20 protein-coding genes are annotated in these 24555 nt (G+C 68.8%); 8 read left to right on the forward strand and 12 right to left on the reverse strand.

Annotated elements, in window-relative coordinates; genetic code table 11:
- Nucleotides 1-103 precede the first annotated feature (103 nt).
- From AB0J62_RS11725 to AB0J62_RS11735, 3 genes are all read right to left on the reverse strand, one after another.
- On the reverse strand, nt 104-1192 hold the full coding sequence (locus tag AB0J62_RS11725) for a Gfo/Idh/MocA family oxidoreductase (RefSeq protein ID WP_363867794.1): 1089 nt from the start codon (nt 1190-1192) through the stop codon (nt 104-106).
- Nucleotides 1193-1199: 7 nt separating this feature from the next.
- On the reverse strand, nt 1200-5006 hold the full coding sequence (locus tag AB0J62_RS11730) for a glycosyl hydrolase family 28-related protein (RefSeq protein WP_363867797.1): 3807 nt from the start codon (nt 5004-5006) through the stop codon (nt 1200-1202).
- A gap of 71 nt (nt 5007-5077) precedes the next feature.
- The gene (locus AB0J62_RS11735; protein WP_363867800.1) at nt 5078-6451 is read right to left on the reverse strand and encodes an MDR family MFS transporter; all 1374 of its coding nucleotides are present in this window, start codon (nt 6449-6451) and stop codon (nt 5078-5080) included.
- 95 nt (nt 6452-6546) lie between these two features.
- Between AB0J62_RS11735 and AB0J62_RS11740 the strand changes: the two genes are divergently transcribed.
- A complete protein-coding gene (locus AB0J62_RS11740; protein WP_363867803.1) occupies nt 6547-7113 on the forward strand; it encodes a TetR/AcrR family transcriptional regulator in 567 nt (188 codons plus the stop codon).
- On the opposite strand, the gene AB0J62_RS11745 is transcribed toward AB0J62_RS11740, so the two are convergent.
- Complete coding sequence (locus tag AB0J62_RS11745) at nt 7085-7882, reverse strand: NAD(P)H-binding protein (RefSeq protein WP_363867806.1); 798 nt, start codon at nt 7880-7882, stop codon at nt 7085-7087. The genes AB0J62_RS11740 and AB0J62_RS11745 overlap by 29 nt on opposite strands.
- Before the next feature lie 67 nt (nt 7883-7949).
- On the opposite strand from AB0J62_RS11745, the gene AB0J62_RS11750 reads away from it, so the two are divergent.
- Complete coding sequence (locus AB0J62_RS11750) at nt 7950-8333, forward strand: helix-turn-helix domain-containing protein (RefSeq protein WP_363867809.1); 384 nt, start codon at nt 7950-7952, stop codon at nt 8331-8333.
- Between the two features lie 3 nt (nt 8334-8336).
- Here AB0J62_RS11750 and AB0J62_RS11755 read toward each other — a convergent pair whose 3' ends face one another.
- From AB0J62_RS11755 to pepN, 3 genes are all read right to left on the reverse strand, one after another.
- Nucleotides 8337-8744 (reverse strand): hypothetical protein, encoded by a 408-nt coding sequence (locus AB0J62_RS11755; RefSeq protein ID WP_363867812.1) that lies wholly within the window; start codon nt 8742-8744, stop codon nt 8337-8339.
- A gap of 194 nt (nt 8745-8938) precedes the next feature.
- Nucleotides 8939-10294 carry a septation protein SepH gene (sepH, locus tag AB0J62_RS11760; protein ID WP_363867815.1) on the reverse strand — a complete coding sequence of 452 codons (1356 nt, stop codon included), beginning with the start codon at nt 10292-10294 and terminating at the stop codon, nt 8939-8941.
- A 187-nt stretch (nt 10295-10481) separates the two neighbouring features.
- Nucleotides 10482-12938 carry an aminopeptidase N gene (pepN, locus tag AB0J62_RS11765; protein ID WP_363867818.1) on the reverse strand — a complete coding sequence of 819 codons (2457 nt, stop codon included), beginning with the start codon at nt 12936-12938 and terminating at the stop codon, nt 10482-10484.
- Nucleotides 12939-13051: 113 nt separating this feature from the next.
- On the opposite strand from pepN, the gene AB0J62_RS11770 reads away from it, so the two are divergent.
- The 3 genes from AB0J62_RS11770 (at nt 13052) to AB0J62_RS11780 (ending at nt 15492) form a co-directional block, all read left to right on the forward strand.
- On the forward strand, nt 13052-13996 hold the full coding sequence (locus AB0J62_RS11770) for an aldo/keto reductase (RefSeq protein ID WP_363867821.1): 945 nt from the start codon (nt 13052-13054) through the stop codon (nt 13994-13996).
- A complete protein-coding gene (locus AB0J62_RS11775; protein ID WP_363867824.1) occupies nt 13993-14757 on the forward strand; it encodes a peroxide stress protein YaaA in 765 nt (254 codons plus the stop codon). Before AB0J62_RS11770 ends, AB0J62_RS11775 begins: the two co-directional genes overlap by 4 nt.
- Before the next feature lie 105 nt (nt 14758-14862).
- Nucleotides 14863-15492: an HNH endonuclease family protein gene (locus tag AB0J62_RS11780; protein ID WP_363867827.1), complete on the forward strand. Its 630-nt coding sequence runs from the start codon at nt 14863-14865 to the stop codon at nt 15490-15492.
- On the opposite strand, the gene AB0J62_RS11785 is transcribed toward AB0J62_RS11780, so the two are convergent.
- Complete coding sequence (locus AB0J62_RS11785; protein WP_363867830.1) at nt 15489-16436, reverse strand: LuxR C-terminal-related transcriptional regulator; 948 nt, start codon at nt 16434-16436, stop codon at nt 15489-15491. The two genes, AB0J62_RS11780 and AB0J62_RS11785, sit on opposite strands and share 4 nt — an antisense overlap.
- Before the next feature lie 155 nt (nt 16437-16591).
- A complete protein-coding gene (locus AB0J62_RS11790) occupies nt 16592-17545 on the reverse strand; it encodes a DUF389 domain-containing protein (protein ID WP_363870427.1) in 954 nt (317 codons plus the stop codon).
- Between the two features lie 121 nt (nt 17546-17666).
- Between AB0J62_RS11790 and AB0J62_RS11795 the strand changes: the two genes are divergently transcribed.
- Complete coding sequence (locus AB0J62_RS11795) at nt 17667-19082, forward strand: APC family permease (protein WP_363867833.1); 1416 nt, start codon at nt 17667-17669, stop codon at nt 19080-19082.
- Here AB0J62_RS11795 and AB0J62_RS11800 read toward each other — a convergent pair.
- The gene (locus AB0J62_RS11800) at nt 19024-20223 is read right to left on the reverse strand and encodes a Cmx/CmrA family chloramphenicol efflux MFS transporter (RefSeq protein WP_363867836.1); all 1200 of its coding nucleotides are present in this window, start codon (nt 20221-20223) and stop codon (nt 19024-19026) included. The genes AB0J62_RS11795 and AB0J62_RS11800 overlap by 59 nt on opposite strands.
- Nucleotides 20224-20332: 109 nt before the next feature.
- Here AB0J62_RS11800 and AB0J62_RS11805 point away from each other — a divergent pair, with 109 nt between their 5' ends.
- Nucleotides 20333-20938 (forward strand): rhomboid family intramembrane serine protease, encoded by a 606-nt coding sequence (locus tag AB0J62_RS11805; protein ID WP_363867839.1) that lies wholly within the window; start codon nt 20333-20335, stop codon nt 20936-20938.
- Here the strand turns inward: AB0J62_RS11805 and AB0J62_RS11810 are convergent.
- Nucleotides 20931-21851 (reverse strand): threonine/serine dehydratase, encoded by a 921-nt coding sequence (locus AB0J62_RS11810; protein WP_363867842.1) that lies wholly within the window; start codon nt 21849-21851, stop codon nt 20931-20933. The two genes, AB0J62_RS11805 and AB0J62_RS11810, sit on opposite strands and share 8 nt — an antisense overlap.
- A 49-nt stretch (nt 21852-21900) precedes the next feature.
- Between AB0J62_RS11810 and AB0J62_RS11815 the strand changes: the two genes are divergently transcribed.
- The gene (locus tag AB0J62_RS11815; RefSeq protein ID WP_363867845.1) at nt 21901-23796 is read left to right on the forward strand and encodes a propionyl-CoA synthetase; all 1896 of its coding nucleotides are present in this window, start codon (nt 21901-21903) and stop codon (nt 23794-23796) included.
- On the opposite strand, the gene AB0J62_RS11820 is transcribed toward AB0J62_RS11815, so the two are convergent.
- Nucleotides 23752-24543, reverse strand: coding sequence for an alpha/beta fold hydrolase (locus tag AB0J62_RS11820; RefSeq protein ID WP_363867848.1), 792 nt, complete (start codon nt 24541-24543; stop codon nt 23752-23754). The genes AB0J62_RS11815 and AB0J62_RS11820 overlap by 45 nt on opposite strands.
- Between the last annotated feature and the right edge of the window lie 12 nt (nt 24544-24555).

The raw sequence follows: 24555 nt of genomic DNA on the forward strand, positions 1-24555 counted from the left end.
GTTGGCGGGGGGCGCATGTTCCCGCAACTCCCCCCGCTTGTGGGGGCCCCTTCAATCCAAGAGCCCGCCGCGGGGCGCTTTCGGCGGCCCGGCGCGCGAGTTTTTAGTTGGGGGGTAGGCCGATGCCTCGTGAGACTTCTACGTCGTCGTATTTGCCTTCGAGGACATCCTCGAACTTCACCGGGCGTTGGAGGGTGGAGGCGATGTAGACGGCTCGCACGAGGGCTAGGGCGTTGATGCCGTCCTGGACGGTGATGGCGGGTTGGTTGCCGGCGGCGATGGCCGTGAGGATGTCGTCGTACTGCGCCTTGTGGCCGCCGGGATCGCCTACGTCGACCGAGGCCTCGTCGGTCGAGCCGTCGACGTTCAAGCGGCTGAGGAGGTCGTCCTCGACCTCGGCGCCGCCCTCGGTGCCGTGGACCGAGACCCGCGTCCGCCCACCCGGGAACGCCGCGGTCGTCGCATGCAGCGTGCCGACCGCGCCGTTCTCGAAGGTGATCGTGGCGACCACTGTGTCCTCGACCTCGATCGCGTGGTGCGCCGCCCGCAGCGCCTGTGCCTGGATGCTGACCGGGCGGCCCATGAACCACAGCACCAGGTCGGCCGTGTGCACACCCTGGTTCATCAGTGCCCCACCGCCGTCCTGCGCCCACGTCCCGCGCCAGCCGGCGGACGCGTAGTACTCGTCGCTCCGCCACCAGGCGACCGTCGCGACGCATGACGTCAGCTGGCCGAACCGGCCGGCGTCGATCGCCTCCTTGATCACCGCGCTGCCCGCGTCGAACCGGTGCTGGCTGATCACCGACAACTGCACGCCCTGGCCCGCGGCCCGGGCGGCCGCCGCACCGAGGCGGCGCGCCCGGCCCAGGTCGACGTCGATCGGCTTCTCGACGACGACGTGCTTGCGCTCCTTCAGCGCCTCCTCGGCCATCTCCGCGTGCATGCCGCTCGGCGTACAGATCGCGACGAGCGAGATGTCCGACCCACTCAGCGCCGCGGTCAGGTCGTCGTACTGCTTCGGCTCCGGCTGACCGGCCTCGGTCAGCTGCGCCAGCACCGCCTCCCGGGCGGCGGCGTCCGGGTCGACGAGCGCGGTGACGATCGCGTCCGGCCGTTCCGCGATGGTCGCCGCGTGACGCTTGCCGATGATGCCGCAGCCCACGATCGCGACCTGCTGTTGTGTGTCAGCCATCTCGCTCCTACTGGAAGTTCGCGGTCAGAACCTGGTCCGTGCTGACGGTGAAGGTGTACGACGGCGCTGTCGACACCACGGTCCCGTTCACGGTCCAACTCCGGAAAACGCTATCCGATGATGGCGTCGCCGTCACGGTCACCTGCGCGCCGACCTCGTACTTCCCGGGCTCGGACTCGTTCCCGGCGATCTTCACCGTGCCGTTCCCGTCGGCCTGCACCGAGACGCTGCGCTGGACGACGTTGATCACCATCACGTTGTGCAAGGTCGCCGTACCGCTGAGGGTAGCCCCGTTGTAGCGGGCGAGATTGGTCGCCTCGACGTCGCCGCTGACCACCTGGATGGTGTGGCCGTCGGTCCCGAGGTTGTCGGTGCCGAGGTTGAACGCGTCGACCTGGCCGGAGTTCACCACCAGCCCGTCGTGGAAGCCGTACGCGAACACGTCCAGCAGCGTCAGCCCGCGAGCCCCGTCGACGGTGACGATCTTGGCCGTCTTGCGCATGTACTTGTCGATGACGAGCTCGAAGATGTTGCCCTCGTTCATCCAGTACGGCTGCTGGTACCCGACCCGGGTGACCGCGTTCCCGTTCGAGAGCACGCCCTCCACCCGGCCGCTGCGGCCGGCCCCGATCGAGATCGCGTGGTCGAAGAACGCCCCGGCGACCTTGCGTACGACGACGTCGTCGCCGCTGAGGTCGATCCCGTCCCACGCGTTCGGGAAGCCGGCGTTGATCACATAGTTCCCACCGGCCGTACCGCGGATCGCGTACGGATACGGCACGACGCCGTTGGCCGGATTGTTCTCCGGGTAGAACACCCGCAGCCCGCGTACTCCGGCCTGGCTCTTGAGCGTGATCAGCGCGGTCTCGGTGTTCCGCTCGAACGCCTGCAGCACGGTCCCGCCGCTCGCGCCGCCCTGGTCCCGGTTCGGTACGGCGGACGCGCCGCGCAGCTCGACCTTCGCCGGAACCGACAGATGCGTGCTGATCCGGTACCACCCGGCCGGCAGGTAGACGATCCCGCCACCCTCACGCCCGGCGCGATCGAGCGCCTTCTGGACGTCACGGGTCGCGTCGGCGGCGGGAAGATAGCCGACCCCGTGCGGCGCATCCACGACGTACAACTTCTGCACCGGCTTGGGCAGCGGCTTCTGGTCGTACGTCGGCGCCGCGCCGGACATCCGGTGGACGATCCCGGAGACCGCGCCGCTGACCTCGGTACCGGTGATCTTCACGTAGCCGGCCGAGTTGTTGGTGATCCCTCCGTCGACATGTCCGCCGGCCAGGGTCAGGCCCCACCGGTCGTCCATCACGTCGACGAGCAGCCCGGTCCCGGTCCGGCGTACGTCGGGCTGGAGGAAGCTGCCGGTGAACTGCGCCCGCTGACCCGCGACGACGTGGATGCCGACCAGGTAGTCGGAAACACTGATCCGGTAGAACTGGTCCCACTCGAGGTCGCCGAGGACGAGACCGGTGCCGTGCGCCCGGGTCCAGGCGTCCAGTGCCTGCCGTGCCGGCGGGTTGAAGGCCTTGGGCGCCGACGACCAGTACGAGTTGCTGAAGGCAACGTTCTCCCAGGTGCCGACGTCGGCGCCGTTGTAGGCGCGGGCGCCCTCGAACAGGGCCGTGCCGTTCACGTTGCGGATCGTGGTCGACTCGTGCACCTGGCCGGAGCTCGGCGCGTTGCCGTGGTCGTTGGGCATCGTGCTGACGCCGATCCCGCGGTACGAGTTGAGCATGGTGACGTCGGAGACCGTCGACATCATGTAGTTCTCGTTGCCGATCCAGGCGCCGCCGGGGATCTCGAACGTGTAGCCGTACGGGACCGGCTTCGTCGCGCTCTGGTTCGGGTAGTACGTCGTGACGCCGAGGACGCCCGCGCTGCCACCGATCCGGAACAGGCTCGGTCCGTCGTCGCCGGAGGGCAGATCCGCGATGATCACGGTGCCGGTGCCGAGCTTCTGACCGTGGTCACCACGGAGGCTGCAGAACGCGTGGACCTCGATCGTGTCGGTGACCTTGTACTGACCGGCGGGCAGCCAGACCGTGCCGCCGCCCGCGTCCTGACAGGCGTAGATCGCTTGCTGGATGGCTTTGGTGGAGTCGCGTCGGCCGGTGCGGTCGGCGCCGTACTGCGTCGCGTCGAAGTCGGCGACGACGCCGTCCTCGGTCGGGTTGCTGGTCTGCACCAGCTTCGGCTTCGGGGTGACGACCGGCGTGAGCCGGAGTTGGAGCTCCTTGACGATGAACGAGTCGGCACCGGTCATCGCGACCCGCACGTACCGGGCGTTCGTGGTGGCGAAGCGGGTCCGGCTGAACTGGTTGCCGCCCGGCGATCCGATCCGGCCGACGGAGGTGAACGTCTTTCCGTCGTTCGAGACCTGGACGGTGTAGTCGGGGGAGTATGCCTCGGCCCACTCGACGCGTACGTCGTTGACCGGCCGCGGCTTACCCAGATCGATTTGTAGCCACGAGTCGGCGCCACCGCTCCAGGTCGTGTTGTCGTCCCGATCGTTGACGGTCGGGGCTGCTCCGTTGCTGGCTGTCGCGGTTCCGCTCGGCGCGAAGTTGGTGTCCACGATCGACGCGGTGAAGGCGTCGAGCTTGGCCTGCAAGGCCGTGAGCGCAGCCTTGACCTGCACGTCGGTGACGCCCGGAGTGGAGGCGACCGCCTGAGCGTCGTCGATCGCGTCCTGCAGGGTCGCGCGGCTGCCGACCGGATACTGACCGTCGCGCGTACCTTCGCGGGCCGCTTTCTCGGTGCGCGTCGCCTGACCGATCAGGTCCACGAGTCCTTCGGTGACGTCGAGCGTTGTCGCGACCTTGGCGACGCGGACCGCGGCGACCTTCAGATCGACCGATCCGTCGCCGTTGTGGATCCGGAAGTCGCCGCCGTTCGAGCGGTTGGTCATCACCGCGTCGGGCAGCGCGAACGTGTACGTCTTCCAGGTCTTGGTGTCGCCGTACCGGATCACTTCGGAGTTCTTGAACTTCTGTGGAATCGTGTCGCCGGGGGAGTCGTAGTGCAGGCCGAACTGGCCGTTGCCCTCGTCGAAGTAGTCGATGCTGACCAGCACCAGGCTGCGATTGTCGTACAGGTAGGTGTCGGCGACGTTCATGTAGAAGAAGTTCGTCCCCGGCGACGGCGCGGTGTGGTCGGTCTGCCAGTACGCGCGACCGTCCTGCACGCCGGTGATCAGGTGCGACGCGTCGTCGCCGGCCCGCGGGCTGATGCCGTTCTGCACCGGCGTCGCGCCGAGCTGGACCGAGGCACCCGCCGTACTGATCCGCAGGCTCGCGATCGTGATGTCGGCGCTGCCGCCGAAGACGCGGACGTCTGCGTCCCCGAGCCGGTTGGTGAATCCGATGTCGGTGAGCGAGAAGACGCCGGTCTTCCAGGTGCCGGTGTTGGTCAGCTGGATGTCCGTGGCGTCCTGCTGCGGATCGGCCTTGGCGTCGTACTGCAGGTCGAGGGTGCCCGAGCCGCTGTCGAGATAGGTCACCGTCACCAGGACGTCGTCGGTGCCGATCTCGTCCACGTAGTCGTGGTCGACGTCGAACTCCAGATAACCGGTGCCGGCGGCCCGGTTCGTCTGCCAGTACGTGCGGCCCTGTTCGGTGCCGGTACGCAGCCCCGCCGGGTCGTCGCCGGCGGCGGGCTGCACGCCGAGGGTGGTCGGGGTCGGACCGAGATCGGCGCCGACCCCGCTGGGATACATCGTGGCTGCGTGCGCTGCCGGGACAGCGATCACGCCAGCGAGCAGGACGGCAGGAAGAACCCGCGCGAACACGCGTCTGAGCATGCTTCTGGGCATGTGGAAACCTCCAGGTGGCGGACCGGAGTACACAGGGAGAGCAGCTGCGCGGATAAGTTAAACCAAGCGTGTTACTTATTCAAGAGCCCGGCGCCCGGCAGGAAAAGGGCCGGAACGGCAGCGATGACGGTGAAGCCGATCGCCCAGGCAAAGCTATGGGCGTACGCCGTCGGCGCCGCGTGCCCGGTGAGCTGATTCTGGAGGACCACGGCCAGCGTCGCGGCGCCGAACGCACCGCCCAGCTGCTGCATGATCCGCGTCGTACTGCTCGCGTGCGGGATCTGCGCCGGCTCGAGATCGCGGAACGCGCCGACCATCACCGCGAGCATCACCGCGCTGAGCCCGGCGCCCCGGACGACCAGGGCGATCGCCAGCAGCCAGTACGCCGTACCGGTGAAGGCGAACGGGATCGTTCCGAGGGTGGTGAGGACGATGCCGACCAGGATGACCGAGCGCGGACCGTAGCGATCGGTCAGTCCGCCGGCTGTGCGGGCGATCAGGCTGCCGATCCCCTGCGGCACGAGCAACAGACCGGCGGCCGTGACGGTCTCGCCGCGTGCCTGCTGGTAGAAGAGCGGGAGGAGCAGCATCGCGCCGTACAGGCCGAAGCCGGTGAGGAAGAGTAGTGCGGTCGACGCGGTGAACGACTTCGTGCGGAAGAGGGCCAGGTCGATGAGTGGCTCCTCGGTCCGCCGCAGGGCGAAGACTGCGAGCAGCGCGATTCCCAGAACGAGTGGGACCAGGACGCGAGCGTCGCCGAAGCCGTGATCGCCGACCTGGCTGAGTCCGTAGATGATTCCGGCCAGCGCGGGAGAGACAAGCAGCAGACCGGGTATGTCGAGAGCCGCGGCGGTGGGTTCGGGGTCCGGCGCGAGCTCGCGTACGGCGAGGATGATCGCGGCGATGCAGATCGGGACATTGACGTAGAAGATCCAGCGCCAGTCGAGGTGGCCGACGAGCACGCCGCCGATCACCGGACCGAGGATCGGGCCGATCAACGCGGGGAGCGTGACGACAGCCATCAGGCGGCCGATGCGTTCGCGGCCGGCGGCGCGCAGGAGCAGGGTTTGCAGGATCGGCAGCATCAGCCCGCCGCCGATGCCCTGGATCACGCGGAACACGATCAACGAGCCGATGTTCCAGGCGGCTCCGCAGAGCATCGATCCGATCAGGAACAGCGCGAGCGCGATGATCCACATGCGCTTGGCGCCGAAGCGGTTCGCCGACCAGCCGGTGATCGGGACGGCCATCGCGAGCGCCAGGAGGTACGCCGTACTGACCCATTGGACTTCTGCTACCGAGGTGTGGAGCTCGATGCCCAGGGTGTGGATCGCGACGGTGACGATCGTGCTGTCGAGCAGCGGGGCAAGAGCGCCGAGCACGAGCACGGCGGCGAGTTTGAGGACCGCCCGGTCGAGGCGGTCCGTGGTGGGTGTGGTTGCCATCCGAGAGACTCCTTAGAGACGATGCGTCTCTTACGGATTGAGAGTAGGCTCGGACAGATAGGAGACGCAAGGTCTCTTCTTGAGGAGTTGGTTGCGTGGAGCGTCGGAGGGGTGCGGAGCTCGAGGCCGTCCTGCTCGATGCCGCCTGGGACGAGCTGATGGAGTCCGGATACGCCCGGCTGACGATGGAGGCCGTCGCCGCCCGGGCGCACACCGGCAAGCAGGTGCTGTACCGGCGCTGGCGCAACCGGGCCGAGCTGGTGGTCGCCGCGATGCGGCACCGCACCGGCTCGATCATCGGCGACATCCCGGACACCGGCAGCCTGCGCGACGACGTACTCGCCGTGCTGCAGCGGATGGCCGACCGGTTCGCGACGCTCGGTCCCGATGTCGTCCACGGGCTGCTGGCCGAGGTGCCCGATCTCGACCCGGAGGTCCACACGCGGATGAGCGGCGTGATGGCGACCATCGTGAAGCACGCGGCGGAGCGCGGTGAGATCCCGACGGCGGACGTACCGGATCGGGTGCTCACCGCGGCCACCAACTTGCTGCGTCACGAGATGCTGTTCGCCCGCGATCCGCTGCCGGCTTCCGCGCTCACGTCGCTCGTCGACGACATCTTCCTGCCGTTGGTCAGCGGAAGGCCTGGACGTTCCTCGTGACCCAGTCGGCGAAGGTCCGGGCCGGGCGGCCGAGGACAGCTGCCACGTCAGGGCTGACCTGCTGCTCGGCAGCGGTCGGCGCACCGAGGACGTCGAGCGTGGCCTCGACGACGGGCTCGGGCATGAAGGCCAGCATCCCGGCCCGCGCCTGATCCCGGCTGAGCTCGGTGAACTGGACCGGCTCGCCGATCACCGCGCCGATCGCCTCGGCCTGCTCACGCGGTGAGATGGCGGCGGGTCCGGTCAGCGTGTAGATGGCTCCTGTATGGCCCGGTTCACGAAGCGCGGCCGCAGCGACCTCGGCGATGTCAGCCGGGTCGACGGTCGGCAGAGCGACGTCTGCGAACGGTGCCGCCATCGCACGCCGGGTGCGGACGGAGTCAGCCCACTGGAACGCGTTGCTGGCGAAGTTGCCTGGTCGCAGGATCGTCCATTCGAGGCCGGACCCGGTGACCGCATCCTCGTGGATGGCCGGGTGGCGGTTCGTCGTGACGCCCTGCGAGGACAGGAGTACTACGCGCGGGACGCCGGCTGCTCGCAGTACGTCGATGACGCCGTCGAGGCTGCCGCCGGCCAGGAAGTCGGCGGAGGTGAGCAGGAAGACGGCCTTCGCGCCGTCGAGCACAGGCTTGAGGGTCTCGGGTCTGGTCAGGTCGGCCTGGTGCCCTTCGCCGCGCCGCGAGACGGGTACGACGTCTTCGCCGGCGGCGATCAGGGACTGGATGAGTGGGCGGCCTACGTTGCCGGTTGCTCCGGTGATCACGATCATGATGAGGACGCTACTTGTCGTGGGATAGTAGGTACCTAGCGGAAAGTACTGGACGGAAGGCGGATGTGTGAGCGAGACCACAGCAGTTGAGCCGGTGCAGGCCTGTCCGATCGCGCCGGTGGTCGACCTGGTCTTCAGCCGCTGGACCACCCCGATCCTGTGGACGCTGAACGAGTACGGTCGTCAGCGGTTCGTCGAGCTCGAACGGCGGATCGGCGTCATCACCCCGAAGGTCCTGACCCAGCGCCTGCGGCAGCTGGAACGCGACGGCCTGGTGATCCGCGAGTACCACGCCGAGGTCCCGCCGCGCGTCGAGTACGAGATCAGCCCGCTCGGCCGCAGTCTCGCTCCGCTCTTCCGATCGCTGGCCGAGTGGTCTCCGAATCTGGCCGAGGTGGAAGCAGCACGCCTGCGGTTCGACACCACCCAACCGGCGAACCGCCGGCCCTGATTCTCAGGCGACGCCGATCAGCTCGCGGCTGCGAAGTACGTCGACGAGCGTGAAGAAGTGCGGGATCGCGTCCGCCAGCCGGAGGTGCCCGGCCTCGTGATGCTGCCAGCCGAACTCGAGCTCGCCGTCGATGACGTCCTCCGCGAGCGGTACGGCGTACCGGCTGAGCGTCACGCGGGCGGGGCCCGTCTGCGGGTGGTGGTCACCGCAGCCGCACTCGGCCGGGATCGTGATCGTGGTCAGCGCGTCGGGGGAGTAGCTGCGCAGACGGAGCGTCGTACCGCGGGCGGTGAACCGGGCGATCGTTGCGTCAGGCAACTGTACGAGCAGCTCGACCGGCACGGCGTACGAACCGGGAAGGAGCCGGAGACCACGAGACGCGAGCAGGTCGGCGAGAGCCGGGAGATTCATGCGAAGTTCCTGTGAGTGCTGTGTCGGCGGGCGGGCCACGGAAAGGGGCAGGGCCTCGCGCGCCGAACTCGGCGCGCGTCAGTGACAACACTGACAACAGCAACAACACAGCATCTGCATGCGGACGATCATGGCAGTACCGCCCGTCCACCGGCAAACACCGTCCGCAATCTGGGACGACGGTCCGTGATGTGTCAGTCGGCTTTCTTGCCGAACATGATCTCGTCCCAGCTCGGGACGCTCGCGCGCTTGCCGCGGCGGGCTGCCTTCTTCTTCGGCTCGGCCGGAGTCGCTTCCGCGGCGGCGGGCTCGGCTGCATCGGCCGCGGCAGACTGCGGCGCCTGGACGACCGGGTCGGGCTCGATGTGCGGCGCCGGCTCGGCAGTGGGCTCGGCTGTGGGCTTGGCGACCGGCTCGCGGGCAGGCTCCGGCCGACGGACCTCTGCCTGACGGGATGTCTCGGCAGCCGGTTCGGCGCGACGGGGCTCCGCCGGGCGAGGCTGCTGCGGACGTGCCTGGCGAGACTCCGTCTCCTCCGGGGCCGCGGGGGACGCGAAGGCCGGCGGGTCGGCGGGACGCTCGACTGCTCGGACCGCAGGCCGAGGCGCGGGCGGCTGGTCGACAGGAACGTCGATCAGCGTCGGCTCCTCGTCCGGATTCGGCACCGAGTGCACCCGGCGCGGTCCACGCTCCGGCTCACGGTGTCCAGTCTCCCGCGGCAAGTCCCGGTTGAGCTCACGCGCTTCACGCACGAAGTCGCGGGTCTCGCGAGGCGGCTCCGCGTTCTCGCGGGAAACCGGGTGGTTTCGGCGACGCAGGCCGACGGTGTCTTCGAAGCCGGCTTCGTAGCTGTCGGCGCCATGGTCCGGTGCGATCAGCGGGTCGATGTCCGCGACAGCGGCCAGCCGGCGCTCGCCGGGCTGCGGCTGGACCGGCGTGGCCAGCACCTGGGCCTGCTCGCCGACCAGCCAGCGCGCTTCGTCGTCGTCCGGTACGGCGTAACGCCCGGGGGCGTCGTACGCGAACATCGCGATCTTCTCGTCCTTCTTCTCCGCCTCGTCCTCGGACTCGACGAAGTACGAGACGCGAACGGCCCAGCGACCGTCGTCGCGCCGCCACGCGTCCCATTCGGCCGAGGCCGGGTCGACGTGACGGGTCCGCAGCCGGTCGGTCACCCACGCACCGAGATTGCGGGTGGGCGCATCCCCGCCGCCGCGACGGCGCACCGATGCACGTTGGGCGAGGCTGGCGATGTGGTCGCGCTCGGCCAGGACCGGGCCGGCGAACGCCATCACACGTTCCATCGGCATCTGGGCGACGGCGGCGACCGCTTCGGGACTTTCGCCGGCGCGGATACGAGCCTGGATGTCTCGTGGGCGCAGCGCGCTCTCCATTTGAATCTCCAGCTGGCCGAGTCGGGCACGGTCTCCGCGGAGGGCCGCACGCAACCGGTCGTCGACCGGTACGGCGAACTCCTCACCCGTCTCTGCCATCGCCAGGATGAGCTGTTTCCCATCCTGGCTCAGACCGACGAGCCTCGCCTCGCGCATTGACCTTGTTCTCCTGTGCGGTTCTAGACAGTCTCTCCCGGACGCCGGACCTGACCAAGACCGGCGCGCCGTGCCGCGCGGTCATTGTGGAGGTTACGTCACGAAATCACATCTTGCCTGGTCACCAGGGTCCTCCTGGTCACACCAGTCACATTAGTCACAACACGGTGTGACTGCTAACCAAACGTCAGCCGGCAAAGGCCGAACGCACCGCAAGCGCACGCTTCAGGTCGTCCGCGCCGTCGGCCACGGACCGCCGGATGCCGGCCGCGACCGACTCGTCCGCAATCAGGTCCGCGGCCCGGTCGACCACGCGCTGCTCGACGGTGTACCGCGGGAACGCCAGCTTCGCGCTGGTCGCGACGACCCAGCCGGAGCGCAGCTTCTCAGTGCCCGCGATCTCCGCGAAGTACCGGTCGACGTACGGCGCGGTGAGCTCGGCCTGCGTCGGGTGCCAGAACCCTTCGCACGCGGCGTACAGCTCGTAGTTCGGAAGGTCGGCGTCGGTCATGATCTGCGCCCACGCCCGCTCCTTCGCGGCCGCCGTCGGCAGTGCGGCCCGGCAGCGGGTCGCATGAACGACGCCTTCGGACGACGAGTCGCGCTTGAGCTCAGCGTCGATCTCCGCCTCGCCGATCGCACCGAGGCGGGCGAGCTGGAGCATGACGATCCAGCGCAGGTCCGCGTCCATCGTCACGCCGTCCGGTACGCCGTCACCCGCCAGCCAGCCCTTGAGCCGGTCGACGTCGTCGGTGAAGCGCGCGAACCCGCGGGCCACCGACAGCTGCACGCTGCTCCGGGCCTCGACGGTCTCCAAGCGCGCCCGCAGTACTTCGGCCAGCTGCCCGCGGTACGGCTCGTACGGCAGGTAGACGCCGAGCACCTGCGAGTTCGCCCAGTTGAGCATCGTGCCGACGGCAATGTCGCTGTTCTCGGTCGGCAGCAGGCCGAGCACGACGCCGAACCCGGTCCTCGGGTCGAGCTCCGCGTCGGCGACCGCGTCCCGGATGCTGTTCAGGACGACGGCGCGCGTCACGCCGCTCTCGATCTTCGGCAGCACTGTCGCGAGGTTGGCCAGGCTGTCGGAGTCGAGGCGGATCTTCGCCCAGCTGTCGTCACCCGCATCCGGGATGATCACCGGCAACGACGGGTCGAGGTCGGCCTCCACCTCGTCGCCGTCGATCAGTACGTCGACCGTGGTAGCGCGGCCGTCCGCGTCGTACCCGCCGACGGTCAGCTTGTGCGGTCGTGAAGCCGGGTAGGCCTCGGGTGCCTTGCGCTGCAGCTTGATGCCGGTCGCGGTCCGCGCCGCCGTGATCGTGTCGACGCCCGGAGTCCGCAGCCAGGCCCGCGCCCAGTCGTCCAGGCCGACCGCGCCGGCCTCGGTCCACTTCGCCAGCAGGTCGGCGAAGGTGGCGTTGCCGAACTCGTGCGCCGCGATGTGCGCGTTGACGCCGGCCAGGAACACGTCGTCACCGAGGTACGCCGCGAGCTGCTTGAGGGCCGCGGCGCCCTTCGCGTACGAGATGCCGTCGAAGTCGTCGAGCGAGGAGGCCGCGTCCTTGACCGCGTCGGCCGCGACCGGGTGCGTCGACGACCGTTGGTCGGCCTGCAGGCCCCACCACTTGCGGATGTAGGCGAAGTCGATCCAGTTGTCGGTGTAGCGGGTGGCGGCGGTCGAGACCCGGTGCGCCATGTACTCGGCGAACGACTCGTTCAGCCAGAGGTCGTTCCACCACTTCATCGTCACGGTGTCGCCGAACCACTGGTGCGCCATCTCGTGCACGATGGTCCGGGCCCGCTGGCTGCGTTCGCCATCGGTCACCGCGGAGCGGAACACCATCGAGTCGCGGAACGTCACGCAGCCCGGGTTCTCCATCGCGCCGGCGTTGAACTCAGGCACGAACGCCTGGTGGTACTCGCCGAACGGGTACCGGTAGCCGAACATCCGGTGGTATTCGTCGAAGGACTGCTTGGTGACCTCGAAGATGTCCGCAGCCTCGCGGTCGAGCGCCTCCTTCAGCGACTGCCGCGAGACCACGCTGAGCGCGATGCCGTCGTGAGAGTCGGTGATCTGGTGGTACGGCCCGGCGACCACGGTCACGAAGTACGTCGACAGCGGCTTGGTCTCGGCCAGCTCCCAGCGACCCGGGGACACCTGGGTCGCGGCGCCGTTGCCGAGCACGAGCCACTCCTCGGGCGCGGTCACCGTCATTCGGTACGGCGCCTTGAGGTCGGGCTGGTCGAAGCACGCGAAGATCCGCGGCGCCGCGTCGAGGAACGACATCGCGTACGTGTAGGCGAGACCGTCGGCGGCGTCGACCGCGCGGTGCAAGCCCTCACCGTCGTGCGAGTAGAGCATCGAGGCGACGACGACGAGTTCGTTGTCCGGCTGCAGGCCGGTCAGCTCGAGTCGTCCGTCGTTCAGGCCGGCCACGTCGACGGCCGTGCCGTTGAGCGTGACCGAGATCAGCTCGTCCGGTTTCACGTCCAGCCAGGTCGACGGGCTGGTCGCCGCGAACCTGATCGTGGTGGTGGACCCGAACGTCCGATCGCCCTGGGTGAGGTCGAGATCGACGTCGTACGACTGGACGGAAAGCGCGGCGGCCCGAGTGCGGGCGCCGTCGACGGTGAGACTCGGCATGAGGGCCACTGTATGCCGAGATTAGGCTGGGCAATGAAGGAGCGAAGCGAGTTCATCTATCAACACAGCGGCGAAGGCGCTCAGCCGCGCCTGGAGCGGAGCGGAGGGCGTGGATGAGTGACATGGAGTACCGGCAGCTGGGCGACTCGGGTCTCACCGTCAGCGTAGTGGGACTGGGCTGTAACAACTTCGGCAGGCGGCTCGATGCGGGCCGGACGGACGCTGTTGTGAACGCCGCGGTCGACGCGGGAATCACGTTGTTCGACACCGCGGACATCTACCGCGGCGAGCACGGATTCAGCGAGGAGCTGCTCGGGAAGGCGCTCGGTTCGCGCCGCGACGACGTCGTGATCGCGACCAAGTTCGGCGGCGACCTGGGCGGGGTGAACGGTCCGGACTGGGGTGTCCGCGGCTCCCGCCGGTACATCCGCAAGGCGGTCGAGTCGAGCCTGCAGCGGCTCGGCACCGACTGGATCGATCTCTACCAGCTGCACTTCCCGGACCCGGTCACGCCGATCGAGGAGACCCTGACGGCGCTGTCCGAACTAGTTGCTGAGGGCAAGGTCCGCTACATCGGCAGCTCGCAGTTCGCCGGCTGGCAGGTCGTCGACGCGGACTGGACCGCACGGTCGAACGGTCTCGAGCATTTCATCAGCGCCCAGAACCAGTACTCGCTGCTCGAGCGCGACGTCGAGGACGAGCTGGTGCCGGCCTGCGAGCACGTCGGCGTCGGCATCCTGCCGTTCTTCCCGCTGGCCTCCGGTCTGCTCACCGGTAAGTACAAGCGCGGTACGACGGCACCGGACGGGAGCCGCCTCGCGACCCAGCCCGAGCGGTTGGCGCACGCGGATTTCAACAAGATCGAGGCGCTCGAGACGTTCGCGGCCGAGCGCGACCTGACGATGATCGACGTCGCCATCGGCGGCCTGGCCGCGCAGCCGGCGGTCGCGTCGGTGATCGCAGGCGCCACCTCGCCCGAGCAGGTCGCACAGAACGTCGCGGCCGGCAGCTGGGACCCGACCGCCGCCGACCTCGCCGCCCTGGACGAGCTCACGTGACCCTCCTCATCCTCCTGCCGCCGTCCGAAGGCAAGACCGGACGGTCGCGCGGCCGTGCCGTCGATTTCGGCACGCTGTCCTTTCCGGAGCTGAACCCGGTCCGCGAGCAGGTGCTCGAGACGCTGGCGAAGGTCTCCGCCTCCGCGGAGGCTTTCGACGTACTGGACGTCGGGGCCTCGCTGCGGCACGAGGTCGACCGCAACACCCGCTGGCGCACTGAGCCGTCCGTGCCGGTGTCCGAGCTCTACTCCGGTGTCTTGTACGACGCCCTCGGCTACTCGACCCTGTCCTCGGGGACCAAGCGCCGCGCCGCCAACCGGCTGCTTGTCATCTCGGCCGCGTGGGGCGCATTACGACCGGCGGACCGCGTTCCGCCGTACCGGCTCTCGATGAGTACGACGCTGCCGGGCCATGGACCGTTGGCATCGGTATGGCGTGATCCGTTGAGCGCCGCCCTCAAAGAGGTCGACGGCGTGATCGTGGACTGCCGCTCGTCGACGTACGTTGCAGCGTGGCGCCCGACCGGCGAGCAGGCCGACAAGTGGGTGTCGGTGAACGTGGTCCGCGAACGCGACGGCGTCCGCACGGTTGTCTCGCACATGGCGAAGCACACCCGCGGCCTGGTCGCGCGGCACCTGCTCGAGTCCGGCAAGGACCCGGGTACGCCGAAGTCGCTGCACAAGCTGATCAGCGAACGGTGGAACGCCGAGCTGGACCGCGCGTCGTCGGGCTGGACGCTGACCGTCGTCGAACACGACTGACGTTCACTGGACTGTAACTGGTGAGTGGTTTCCTGCGGCGCGTGATCGGGGAAGGCTGAGGGCAGCACGTCAGGGGGATCCGCCCTACCCTCGGAGGCCTGACCGATGCGACGTTCGATCACTGCTGCCGTCACCGCGCTAGCTGCGACGGCAGCCTTTACCCTCACCGCCGGACCGGCGCTCGCCTACCCACCTACCCCGCCGTCAGCCAGTACGGCGGCGACCCAGCTGGCGAGTCTCACCGTGAAGACGGAGGGCTCGACGAGCGGGTACAGCCGGGATCTCTTCCCGCACTGGATCAACCAGTCCGGCACCTGCGACACCCGTGAACAGGTGCTGAAGCGCGACGGGATCGGCGTCACCGTCGACAGCAGTTGCCAGCCGACCGCCGGCCGCTGGTACAGCGTGTACGACGCCACCTACGTCGAAACGTCGTCCGGTGTCGACATCGACCACATCGTGCCGCTCGCCGAGGCGTGGAAGTCCGGCGCGAACACCTGGACGACCGCACGCCGCCAGGAGTTCGCCAACAACCTCACCATCGCCCAGCTGATTGCCGTCTCGGCGTCGAGCAACCGGTCGAAGGGTGACCAGGACCCGTCCGAGTGGCAGCCGCCGAACGCGTCGGTGCACTGCATCTACGCACGCGAGTGGATCTGGGTGAAGTACACCTACAAGCTGTCGCTGCAGTCGGCCGAGAAGACCGCTCTGCAGCAGATGCTCGCGACCTGCTAGTCCTCCAATAGATGGCGGCGCTGGGCGTGAATGCCGGCCTGGAACCGGGTCCTGGCGCCCAGCGTCTCCATCAGCTCGGCCACGCGCCGTCCGACGGTCCGGCTGCTCAGCGCGAGCTGCCGCGCGATCGCGTCGTCCTTGAACCCGGCAGCCAGCAACGTCATCAGGCGCGCGTCCGTCGGGTCCGCCTTCGCCGACGGGACAACCGGCACGGCCTGGTCCCACAACAGCCAGAACATCTCGATCAACGCGTCGAGCAATGCACACGGATGGACGACGAGCGCGCTGTCGACCAGCTGATCCACAGCCAGCGGCAGCAGCGCGATCTTCCCGTCGAACACGGCCAGCTTCATCGGCACCTGCGGATGCACCCGCGACGTCTCGCCCGCATCGGCCGCGCTGTACGCCTCGTCGACGCCGCCCGGGATGTCGAGCGAGTCGGGGGAGTAGATGCCGTGCACGACCACTCCGTCGCCGAGCAGTCCGCGCACCTTGGGATCCGAGTCGCCGGGCTGCGACGCGTACGGCGGCCGGTCGAGGACGAGGAGCTGCTGCCCTGTGCCGTTGAGCAGTTGGGCGAACCGGGCCGCGATCGCTTCCTGGCCGACGATCACCTCGACGAGGTTCTCCGGGCGATGCTGCTCCTGCGCACGGAGCTCGGTCATCATCACCCGAGCCTCGGCCCGGACCCGGTCGAGCTCCGCGCGTCGTACGGCGACCAACGCGTCGACCGCGACGTCGGGACGGGTCGGGAGCAGGCGGACGGGGTCGTCGGAGGTCGTGGTGAGCAGACCGAGTTTCTCGAGCCGGCCGACTGTCTCGGTGAGGTCGTGCTCGTCGCGGCCGAGTTGTTCGGCCAGGTCGCGGACCTCGCATCCGGGCGCCGACAGCAGCGCGCGGTAGGCCTCCTCGTCGGGCGGCTCGACCCCTACCGTCTCCAGCATCCGATCAGGCTATCTCGTCTGCTGGACCGGCTCGACCGGTTTGGCGACTTCGCGACATGTCCGGGATAGGTCAGCCCCCGCCGAGGTGCGGACACCCCCTTGGTGGGGTATGTCTGACGTGCTGGGCGCGCGCGGATCGGACAGGGGACGTCCGGTCAAGCCTCAACGCGCGCGCCCGCCCTTCTCTTCACCTTCAGGTAGCCGCGCCAGATCGTCCGCTGCAACTGCAGTGTCACGACCCCGGCGACGGTCATCCCGGCCAGGTTGATGCCCAACTGGGCCGCCGATCCACCGATCTGGTGCGGTGCCCACAGGGCGATCGACAGCGCGAGGTCGCCGGCCGCGGGGACTGTCGTCACCGAGATGAAGACGCCGACCAGAGCGTTCCCACGCCCGGCGGTCTGCGACAGCACACCCGCGCATCCGGCGAGGACGGCCACCACCGCCGACCACTTGTCCGGCCGCCAGATGAACCCGGTCAGCGGCCGGGCCGCCGTCACGTTGCCGACGTCCACCCAGCCGACGGCGCGTGCCAGCAGGACGGCCACCACGGTCAGCGCGATTGCGAGCGCGAAGCCCTTCACCAGCAGGGACGCCGATCGCCCGATCAGGCCGGGCTTGCGAAGGAACAGGCCGACCGCGAGCGCGGCGACGACGCCGAACTCCGGGCCGACGACCATGGCGCCCACCACCAGGATCGCCGAGTCGGTGATCACCGCGACCGAGGCGATCATGGTCGCCAGCGTCAGGAACGCGTAGTACACCCATGAGCCGCCGGCCTCGTTGTACGCCTGGTCGACCACGGCGTCCCAGATGACCGCGTCGTCCGGCGCCCCGGGGGCTGCTTTCTCGGCGGCGCGGGCGTTGCGGGACGGGGCCGACTCGACCGAGGTCAGCGCGACCGCGCCGTCGTCGTACAGGCCCTCGGCCTTCAGGAACGTGAGGATGTCCGAGGTGGCCTCACGGGTCACGTCGCACTCGATCACGTCGCCCTCAGGACGGCGGGCGGCGCCGGGGAGCTGGACGATGCTCGTCACGCGTGGGTCGTCGACGAGCGTGTTCAGAACCCGCTCGGTACAGCTCGTCGGGACGATCAGACGAAGGTGCATCACCTCCGACATGGTGCCAGTCCTGACGGACGGCAGGGGTCGAGGCCACGCGCCTGACCTCTCAGCTGGCTCTCAGATGCGACCATGGAACCTCGTGACGCACTGATGTGAGGGAGGCACGATGAGTGAAAGTGCTGCCGCCGCCGCACCGGGCACAGGGGAGCGCCCGGAGCTGAAGCGGGTGATGGGACCCGGACTTCTGCTGCTGTTCGTCGTCGGCGACATTCTCGGCACCGGCGTCTATGCGCTGACCGGCAAGGTGGCGGGCGAGGTCGGCGGAGCGGTCTGGCTGCCGTTCCTGTGCGCGTTCGTCGTCGCGATGCTGACCGCGACCAGTTACCTCGAGCTCGTCACGAAGTACCCCAAGGCCGGTGGCGCCGCGGTCTACACGCACAAGGCGTTCGGGATTCACTTCCTGACGTTCCTGCTGACGTTCGCGGTGATGTGCTCAGGTCTGACCTCGGCGTCGAGTGCGTCGAAGGCGTTCGCGGCGAACTTCTTCTCGGCCGCGCACCTTGACCCTGACCGCGGTGCGGTGCTGATGATCACCGCGCTCGCCTTCATGACGCTGATCGCGCTCGTGAACCTCCGCGGCGTCGGCGAGAGCGTGAAGGCGAACGTCGTACTCACCTGCGTAGAGCTGAGCGGTCTGCTGATCGTGATCGGGATCGGCGCGTGGGCGCTGATCGGCGGCGACGGCGACACGTCGCGGTTGACCGACTTCCACGTGCCGGACGGTGAGTCACCGTTCGGTGCCGTGACGGCGGCGACGGCTCTGGCGTTCTTCGCGATGGTCGGCTTCGAGGACTCGGTGAACATGGCCGAGGAGACCAAGGACCCGGTCAAGATCTTCCCGAAGATGATGCTGATCGGCCTGAGCATCACCGGCGTCATCTACGTGCTGGTCGCGATCTCCGCGGTCGCCCTGGTCTCGCCCGACGAACTGAACAAGGGTGCGACGCCGCTGCTGAAGGTCGTCCAGGCTGGTGCGCCCGGGTTCCCGCTCGAGGTGTTCGCGTGGATCACGATGTTCGCGGTCGCGAACTCCGCGCTGATCAACATGCTGATGGCGAGCCGCCTGCTCTACGGGATGTCGCACGAGCGGGTGCTGCCCGGTCCGCTCGGCCGCGTCCTCCGCAAGCGGCGTACGCCGTACATCGCGATCCTGTTCACCACGCTGCTCGCGTTCGTCCTGATCGGGTACGCCGACCTGGCGGCGCTCGGAGGTACGACGGCGTTCCTGCTGCTGTGCGTGTTCGCGATCGTGAACGTCGCGGTGCTGGTGCTGCGGCGGGACAAGGTCGAGCACCAGCACTTCAACGCGCCGACCGCGTTGCCGGTGCTCGGTGTCGTGCTGTGTGTCTATCTGGCCAGCCCGCTGTCCGGGCGGGACTCGGCGGACTACAAGATCGCCGGCTGGCTGATGCTCGTCGGGGTCGGGCTGTGGGCGATCACGTGGCTGCTCAACAAGTACGTGTTCAAGCGGCACGCCGATTTCGATCCGTCGCATCTCGACCCGCAAGGCCCGGTGAACTGACCGGGAGGACCGCCGCGAGCAGCACCGTCGCAAGGGCCGCGAGCCCGGTGGCGACGGCGATCCAGCCGAGTGTGGGGTAGCCCGCGCCGGCGTCGATCGCCAGGCCGCCGAGCCACGGCCCGACGGTGATGCCGACGTTGAACGCGGAGAAGTTGGTCGCGGTGGCCAAGGTCGGCGCGTCGCCGGCGAGGCTGAACACGCGGGCGTTCAGCGCTGGGTTGGCGGCGAAGCCGAAGCCGCCGAGCAGGGCGATCACCGCGACGGCTGGGGCCGGGTTGGACGCGGTGATCGCGAGGACGCCGGACAGGATCACGAGTCCGGTGATGCTGATGAACAAGGTGTGGAGCGGGAGGGCGTCGGCGGATCTTCCGCCCCAGTTGATCCCGATGAATGACCCGAGCCCGTAGAGAGCGAGCACGCCGGGGACGGCGCCCGGCGGCAGACCGGTCGTCCGGATGAGCAGCGGGGCCAGGTAGCTGAAGACGACAAGGATCGTGGCGGTGACCAGCGCCGTGGTGGCGAACGCAAGCCACAAGCGGCCGTTCACGAGGACTCGCAGCTCGTCGCCGAGTCGTGGCGCGGTTGCCGGGTCGGGGCGATCGCCGGGGACCGTTGCCAGGACGCCCGCCATGGCAAGGGTGCAGAGGATGGCGACGGTCCAGAATGCCGAGCGCCAGCCGAGGTGCTGACCGAGGACGGTACCGAGCGGGAGGCCGACGATGATCGCGACGGTAAGGCCGCCGGTCACGATGCTCATCGCGCGGGCGCGGCGGTCGGTGTCGACCAGCGCCATCACGGTGACAGCGGCAACCGACCAGAACCCGGCGTACACGAAGGCACCGACGATCCGAGTGATGAGCAGGACGGTGTAGCTCGGCGTGAGGGCGCCGGCTACATGGGACACGACGAACACGGCAAGGAACGCGAGCAACGCCGTACGCCGGGACCAGGTAAGCGTGACGACGGCGAGAACCGGTGCGCCGACCAGCATGCCGAGCGCGAACGCGGAGATCAGCAGTCCGGCCTGGGGGATCGTCACCTGCAGATCGGCCGACAGCTCCGGCAGCAGGCCGGCGAGCATCAGTTCGGACGTGCCCTGCGCGAAGATGCTCAGACCAAGGACATATACAGCAATTGGCATCGTTCCCCCTCACCCAACGAGTGCCACTGGGAGTATCTCAGAGATCACTGTCCGCTGTCGCCGCGCCCGTCATAGGCTGAGACTTGAGGGAGTACGGCATGGTTGAGATATGAGCTCGCAGACACCGGCGAAACGCTCCGGGCGGAAGGTGGACACCGCCAAGATCGGCGGCGGGTTCAAGCTGCTCGCGGCGCTGCTCGGTCTGATGTGGCTGAGCGAGGTCATCGACACCGCGACCAACGGCTCACTCGATCAGTACGGGATCATTTCCCGCGAGCCGCGCGGTCTGGTCGGCATCCTGACCGCGCCGTTCCTGCACCTCGGGTTCGGCCATCTGATCTCGAACACGCTGCCGCTGGTCACGCTCGGTGCGATCATCGCGATCAGCGGCGCGACCCGGCTCTTCCAGGTAACCGCGATCGTGACGGTGCTCGGCGGGTTCGGCACCTGGCTGATCTCACCGCCGAACACGATCACGATCGGCGCGAGCGGGCTGGTCTTCGGGTACGCGTCGTACCTGATCGTGCGGGGGCTGTTCAACCGGCGGCTCGGCCAGGTCGTGATCGGGATCCTCGTGATCATGGTGTGGGGCAGCGCTCTGCTGACCAGCCTGCTGCCACAGGACGGGATCTCCTGGCAGGGTCACCTGTGCGGCGCCATCGCCGGTCTGCTCGCGGCGTGGGTGCTGGCCGACGACAAGCGCCGCGTCAAATAAGCGTGCCGGGATCCGTGTTCGAACCGCAGACGACTACCACGACCCGCTCGCCGGCTGCCGGTTTGTAGGCGCCGGACGCCAAGGCGGTCCAGGCAACTGCTCCGCCGTGCTCGGTGGCGAGGTGGTACTCGTGCCAGAGCTGTTTGCGGGCGGCAACGATCGCATCGTCCTCGACCAGGACGGAGTGCACGTGATGGGCCTGGACCGCGGCGTAGGCGAGGTCGCCCAGCCGGCGGGCACCCAGCGAGTCGGCCGCGACGCCGGCGACCGGGCCGTCGGTCGGCCCGCCCGCCTCGAGAGCACGATGCATGGTGGGTGCCAGGACAGGCTCTACGCCGACGACCTGGGCGTTGTCGCCGATCGCGGTCGCGATGCCGGCGATCAGGCCGCCACCACCTACGGCGACCAGCACGGTGTCGAACATGCCGGCCTGTTCGAGGAGCTCGAGGCCGACGGTGCCCTGGCCGGCGACGACCTCCGGCTGGTCGTAGGCATGAACAAGCAGTGCGCCCGACTCTTCCTGTGCCGCAAGGGCTGCCTGGTACGCCTCGGCGTACTCGCTGCCGACCTGTACGACGTCCGCGTCGAGCGTCCGCAGCTTGCCGAGCTTCGCGGCCGGGGTGGTCGCGGGGACGAAGATCCGCGCCGGTACGCCGAGCTCCCGGGCCGCGTACGCCGCCGCGAGCCCGTGGTTGCCGCCCGACGCGGCGACGATGCCCTGACCGGTCAGCTCGCCGCTGTCCTTGGCGCTCAGGAGCCGATTGAACGCGCCGCGCGGCTTGAACGAGCCGGTGTGCTGGAGCAGTTCGAGCTTGAACGTGAGACCGGGCGCGACCTCGATCACCGGCGTACGGCGTACCCGTCCTGCGATCCGCTCCGCGGCCTGCCGCACGTCATCGACACTTACCGTCATGCCCCAACCCTGCCACGATGGGAGGAAGTCGACTGACGGAGGCTATCGAATGGGCGCGTACGACGACAGCTACCGGCGGAGCCTGGAGGACCCGCACGGGTTCTGGCTGGAGGCGGCGGAGGCGATCTCCTGGACGCGTCCACCGACCCGCGCGATCGACGCAACCGATGCCCCGATCTACCGCTGGTACCCCGACGGCGTGCTCAACACGTCGTACAACGCCCTGGACCGCCACGTCGAAGCAGGCCACGGCGACCGGACCGCCCTCATCTACGACTCCCCGGTCACCGGCACCGGCGCGACCTTCACGTACGCCGAGCTGCGCGACGAGGTCGCTCGATTCGCCCGCGCGCTGGCATCTCTCGGGGTCGGCAAAGGCGACCGGGTCATCGTCTACATGCCGATGGTCCCGGAAGCCGTCGTGGCCATGCTCGCCTGCGCCCGGCTCGGTGCGATCCACTCGGTGGTCTTCGGCGGCTTCGCCCCGCGCGAGCTGGCCGCCCGCATCGACGACGCGACCCCTAAGGTCATCGTCGCGGCCTCCTGCGGCATCGAGCCGACCCGGGTCGTCGAGTACAAACCGATCATCGACGAGGCCCTACAGATCTCGCAGCACCAGCCCGAGCACACCGTCGTCCTCCAGCGCCCACAGGCCGAGGCAACGCTGGGCGAGCACGACCTTGACTGGGCCGACCTGACCGCGAAGGCCGAGCCTGCCGAGCCGGTCCAGGTCGACGCGACCGACCCGCTCTACATCCTCTACACCTCCGGTACGACGGGAAAGCCGAAAGGCGTCGTCCGCGACAACGGAGGCCATGCCGTCGCACTCGCCTGGACGATGCGCAACGTGTACGACATCGGCCCGGGCGACGTGTGGTGGACCGCCTCGGACGTCGGCTGGGTCGTCGGCCACTCGTACATCGTCTACGCTCCGCTCCTCGTCGGAGCGACCACCGTCCTCTACGAGGGCAAGCCGGTCGGTACTCCGGACGCGGGCGCGTTCTGGCGGGTGATCTCCGAGCACGGAGTGAAGGCCCTGTTCACCGCCCCGACCGCGATCCGCGCCATCAAGAAGGTTGACCCGGAGGCGGCCGAGCTGGCGAAGTACCCGATGGACAGCTTCCGGACGTTGTTCCTGGCAGGGGAGCGGCTCGACCCGGAGACCTACCACTGGGCGCACGAGCATCTCGGCGTACCGGTCGTGGACCACTGGTGGCAGACCGAGACCGGCTGGCCGATCGCGGCCAACCCGCGCGGGCTCGAGCCGCTGCCGACCAAGCCGGGCTCGGCGACCGTGCCGATGCCCGGCTGGAACGTGCAGATCCTCGATGCGTACGGCAAGGAACTGCTACCACAGCAGGAGGGCGCGATCGCAATCAAGCTGCCGCTGCCGCCGGGCGCGTTGCCGACGCTGTGGGGTGATGATCAGCGCTACATCGACAGCTACCTCAAGGAGTACGACGGTTACTACCTGACCGGCGACGGCGGGTTCATCGACGAGGACGGGTACATCTTCGTGATGGGCCGCACCGACGACGTGATCAACGTTGCCGGTCACCGGTTGTCGACCGGTTCGATCGAGGCGGTCGTCGCGGCGAACGCTGCCGTGGCGGAGTGCGCGGTGATCGGCGTACACGATCCGTTGAAGGGGCAGTTGCCGCGGGCGCTCGTCGTGCTGAAGGCCGGCGCCTCGGTGAGCGAGGAGACGCTGCGCGACGAGCTGGTGGCCGCGGTACGCCGCGAGATCGGGCCGGTGGCGGCGTTCCGGGATGTGTCGATCGTGGACGCGTTGCCGAAGACCCGCTCGGGCAAGATCCTGCGCCGGACGATGCGCGGGATCGCCGACGGGCGCGACGAGGCGGTGCCGTCGACGATCGAGGATCCCGCCGTACTCGACGCCCTACGCCCGGTGCTGCGTCCGGTCTTGGGCGGCCAGGAAGGCTAGGACGGCCGGACTCGCGACCGACCGGAACTCGTGGAAGTAGGCGTGCCGAGCGCCTTCGATCAGCTCGGCGCGCGCTCCCGGGATGCGGTCGGCGAGCAGTTGCGCGTTGGCGGCCGGACTGAAGATGTCGTCGGACCCGTGCAGGATGAGGGTCGGCGCGGTGATGCTCGGGAGGCCGTCCCACGCGTCGTGCTTGTTGCTGGCGACCAGATGCCGTCCCTTGGCGTACGACGGCATGGACGTGTCACCGAGCACGTAATACGGACCGGGGTTCCGCGCGAGCCAATCGGGCGTGTACATCAGCTCGAGCAGCACCCGATCGGTCCTCGCCGGATCGGCCAGCGCCTTCCGGATCTCCTGGCTGCGCTCGTACCCGCGGGCCGCGCCGGGTGATGTGCAGCCGAGGACGAGCGCGTCGACCCGCTCCGGATGGTCGATCGCGAGCCACTGCGCAACCCGTCCACCCATCGAGGTGCCGTAAATGTTCGCGCTGTTCAGTCCGAGGTCGTCCAGCACAGCCACGACGTCCTGCGCGAATCCGCGGGTGCTGTACACCTCGTCCGGCTTGTCGCTGGCGCCTGTTCCGCGCCAGTCCAGAGTGACTGTCCGGTATCCCTGGAAGTCGGAGCGGATCGGATCCCACCAGGTGTGGTTGTTCGACTGCCCCGCCAGCAACACAAGTGGTTGCCCCTCACCCCGAACCTGATAAGCGATCCGTGTCCCGTCGATGGTTGCTGCGTGCGGCACAGAGATAGTGTG

It is taken from the genome of Kribbella sp. NPDC049584 (genome assembly GCF_040675555.1).
In the GTDB taxonomy this organism is placed as follows: domain Bacteria; phylum Actinomycetota; class Actinomycetes; order Propionibacteriales; family Kribbellaceae; genus Kribbella.

Coding starts and splice junctions, on each gene's coding strand:
- AB0J62_RS11790 (WP_363870427.1), bottom strand. CDS start 17,545: ATGCACCTTCGTCTGATCGTCCCGACGAGCTGTACCGAGCGGGTTCTG.
- AB0J62_RS11815 (WP_363867845.1), top strand. CDS start 21,901: ATGGGCGCGTACGACGACAGCTACCGGCGGAGCCTGGAGGACCCGCAC.
- AB0J62_RS11795 (WP_363867833.1), top strand. CDS start 17,667: ATGAGTGAAAGTGCTGCCGCCGCCGCACCGGGCACAGGGGAGCGCCCG.
- AB0J62_RS11810 (WP_363867842.1), bottom strand. CDS start 21,851: ATGACGGTAAGTGTCGATGACGTGCGGCAGGCCGCGGAGCGGATCGCA.
- AB0J62_RS11755 (WP_363867812.1), bottom strand. CDS start 8,744: ATGAATCTCCCGGCTCTCGCCGACCTGCTCGCGTCTCGTGGTCTCCGG.
- AB0J62_RS11805 (WP_363867839.1), top strand. CDS start 20,333: ATGAGCTCGCAGACACCGGCGAAACGCTCCGGGCGGAAGGTGGACACC.
- AB0J62_RS11800 (WP_363867836.1), bottom strand. CDS start 20,223: ATGCCAATTGCTGTATATGTCCTTGGTCTGAGCATCTTCGCGCAGGGC.
- AB0J62_RS11770 (WP_363867821.1), top strand. CDS start 13,052: ATGAGTGACATGGAGTACCGGCAGCTGGGCGACTCGGGTCTCACCGTC.
- AB0J62_RS11725 (WP_363867794.1), bottom strand. CDS start 1,192: ATGGCTGACACACAACAGCAGGTCGCGATCGTGGGCTGCGGCATCATC.
- AB0J62_RS11785 (WP_363867830.1), bottom strand. CDS start 16,436: ATGCTGGAGACGGTAGGGGTCGAGCCGCCCGACGAGGAGGCCTACCGC.
- AB0J62_RS11735 (WP_363867800.1), bottom strand. CDS start 6,451: ATGGCAACCACACCCACCACGGACCGCCTCGACCGGGCGGTCCTCAAA.
- AB0J62_RS11730 (WP_363867797.1), bottom strand. CDS start 5,006: ATGCCCAGAAGCATGCTCAGACGCGTGTTCGCGCGGGTTCTTCCTGCC.
- AB0J62_RS11745 (WP_363867806.1), bottom strand. CDS start 7,882: ATGATCGTGATCACCGGAGCAACCGGCAACGTAGGCCGCCCACTCATC.
- sepH (WP_363867815.1), bottom strand. CDS start 10,294: ATGCGCGAGGCGAGGCTCGTCGGTCTGAGCCAGGATGGGAAACAGCTC.
- pepN (WP_363867818.1), bottom strand. CDS start 12,938: ATGCCGAGTCTCACCGTCGACGGCGCCCGCACTCGGGCCGCCGCGCTT.
- AB0J62_RS11780 (WP_363867827.1), top strand. CDS start 14,863: ATGCGACGTTCGATCACTGCTGCCGTCACCGCGCTAGCTGCGACGGCA.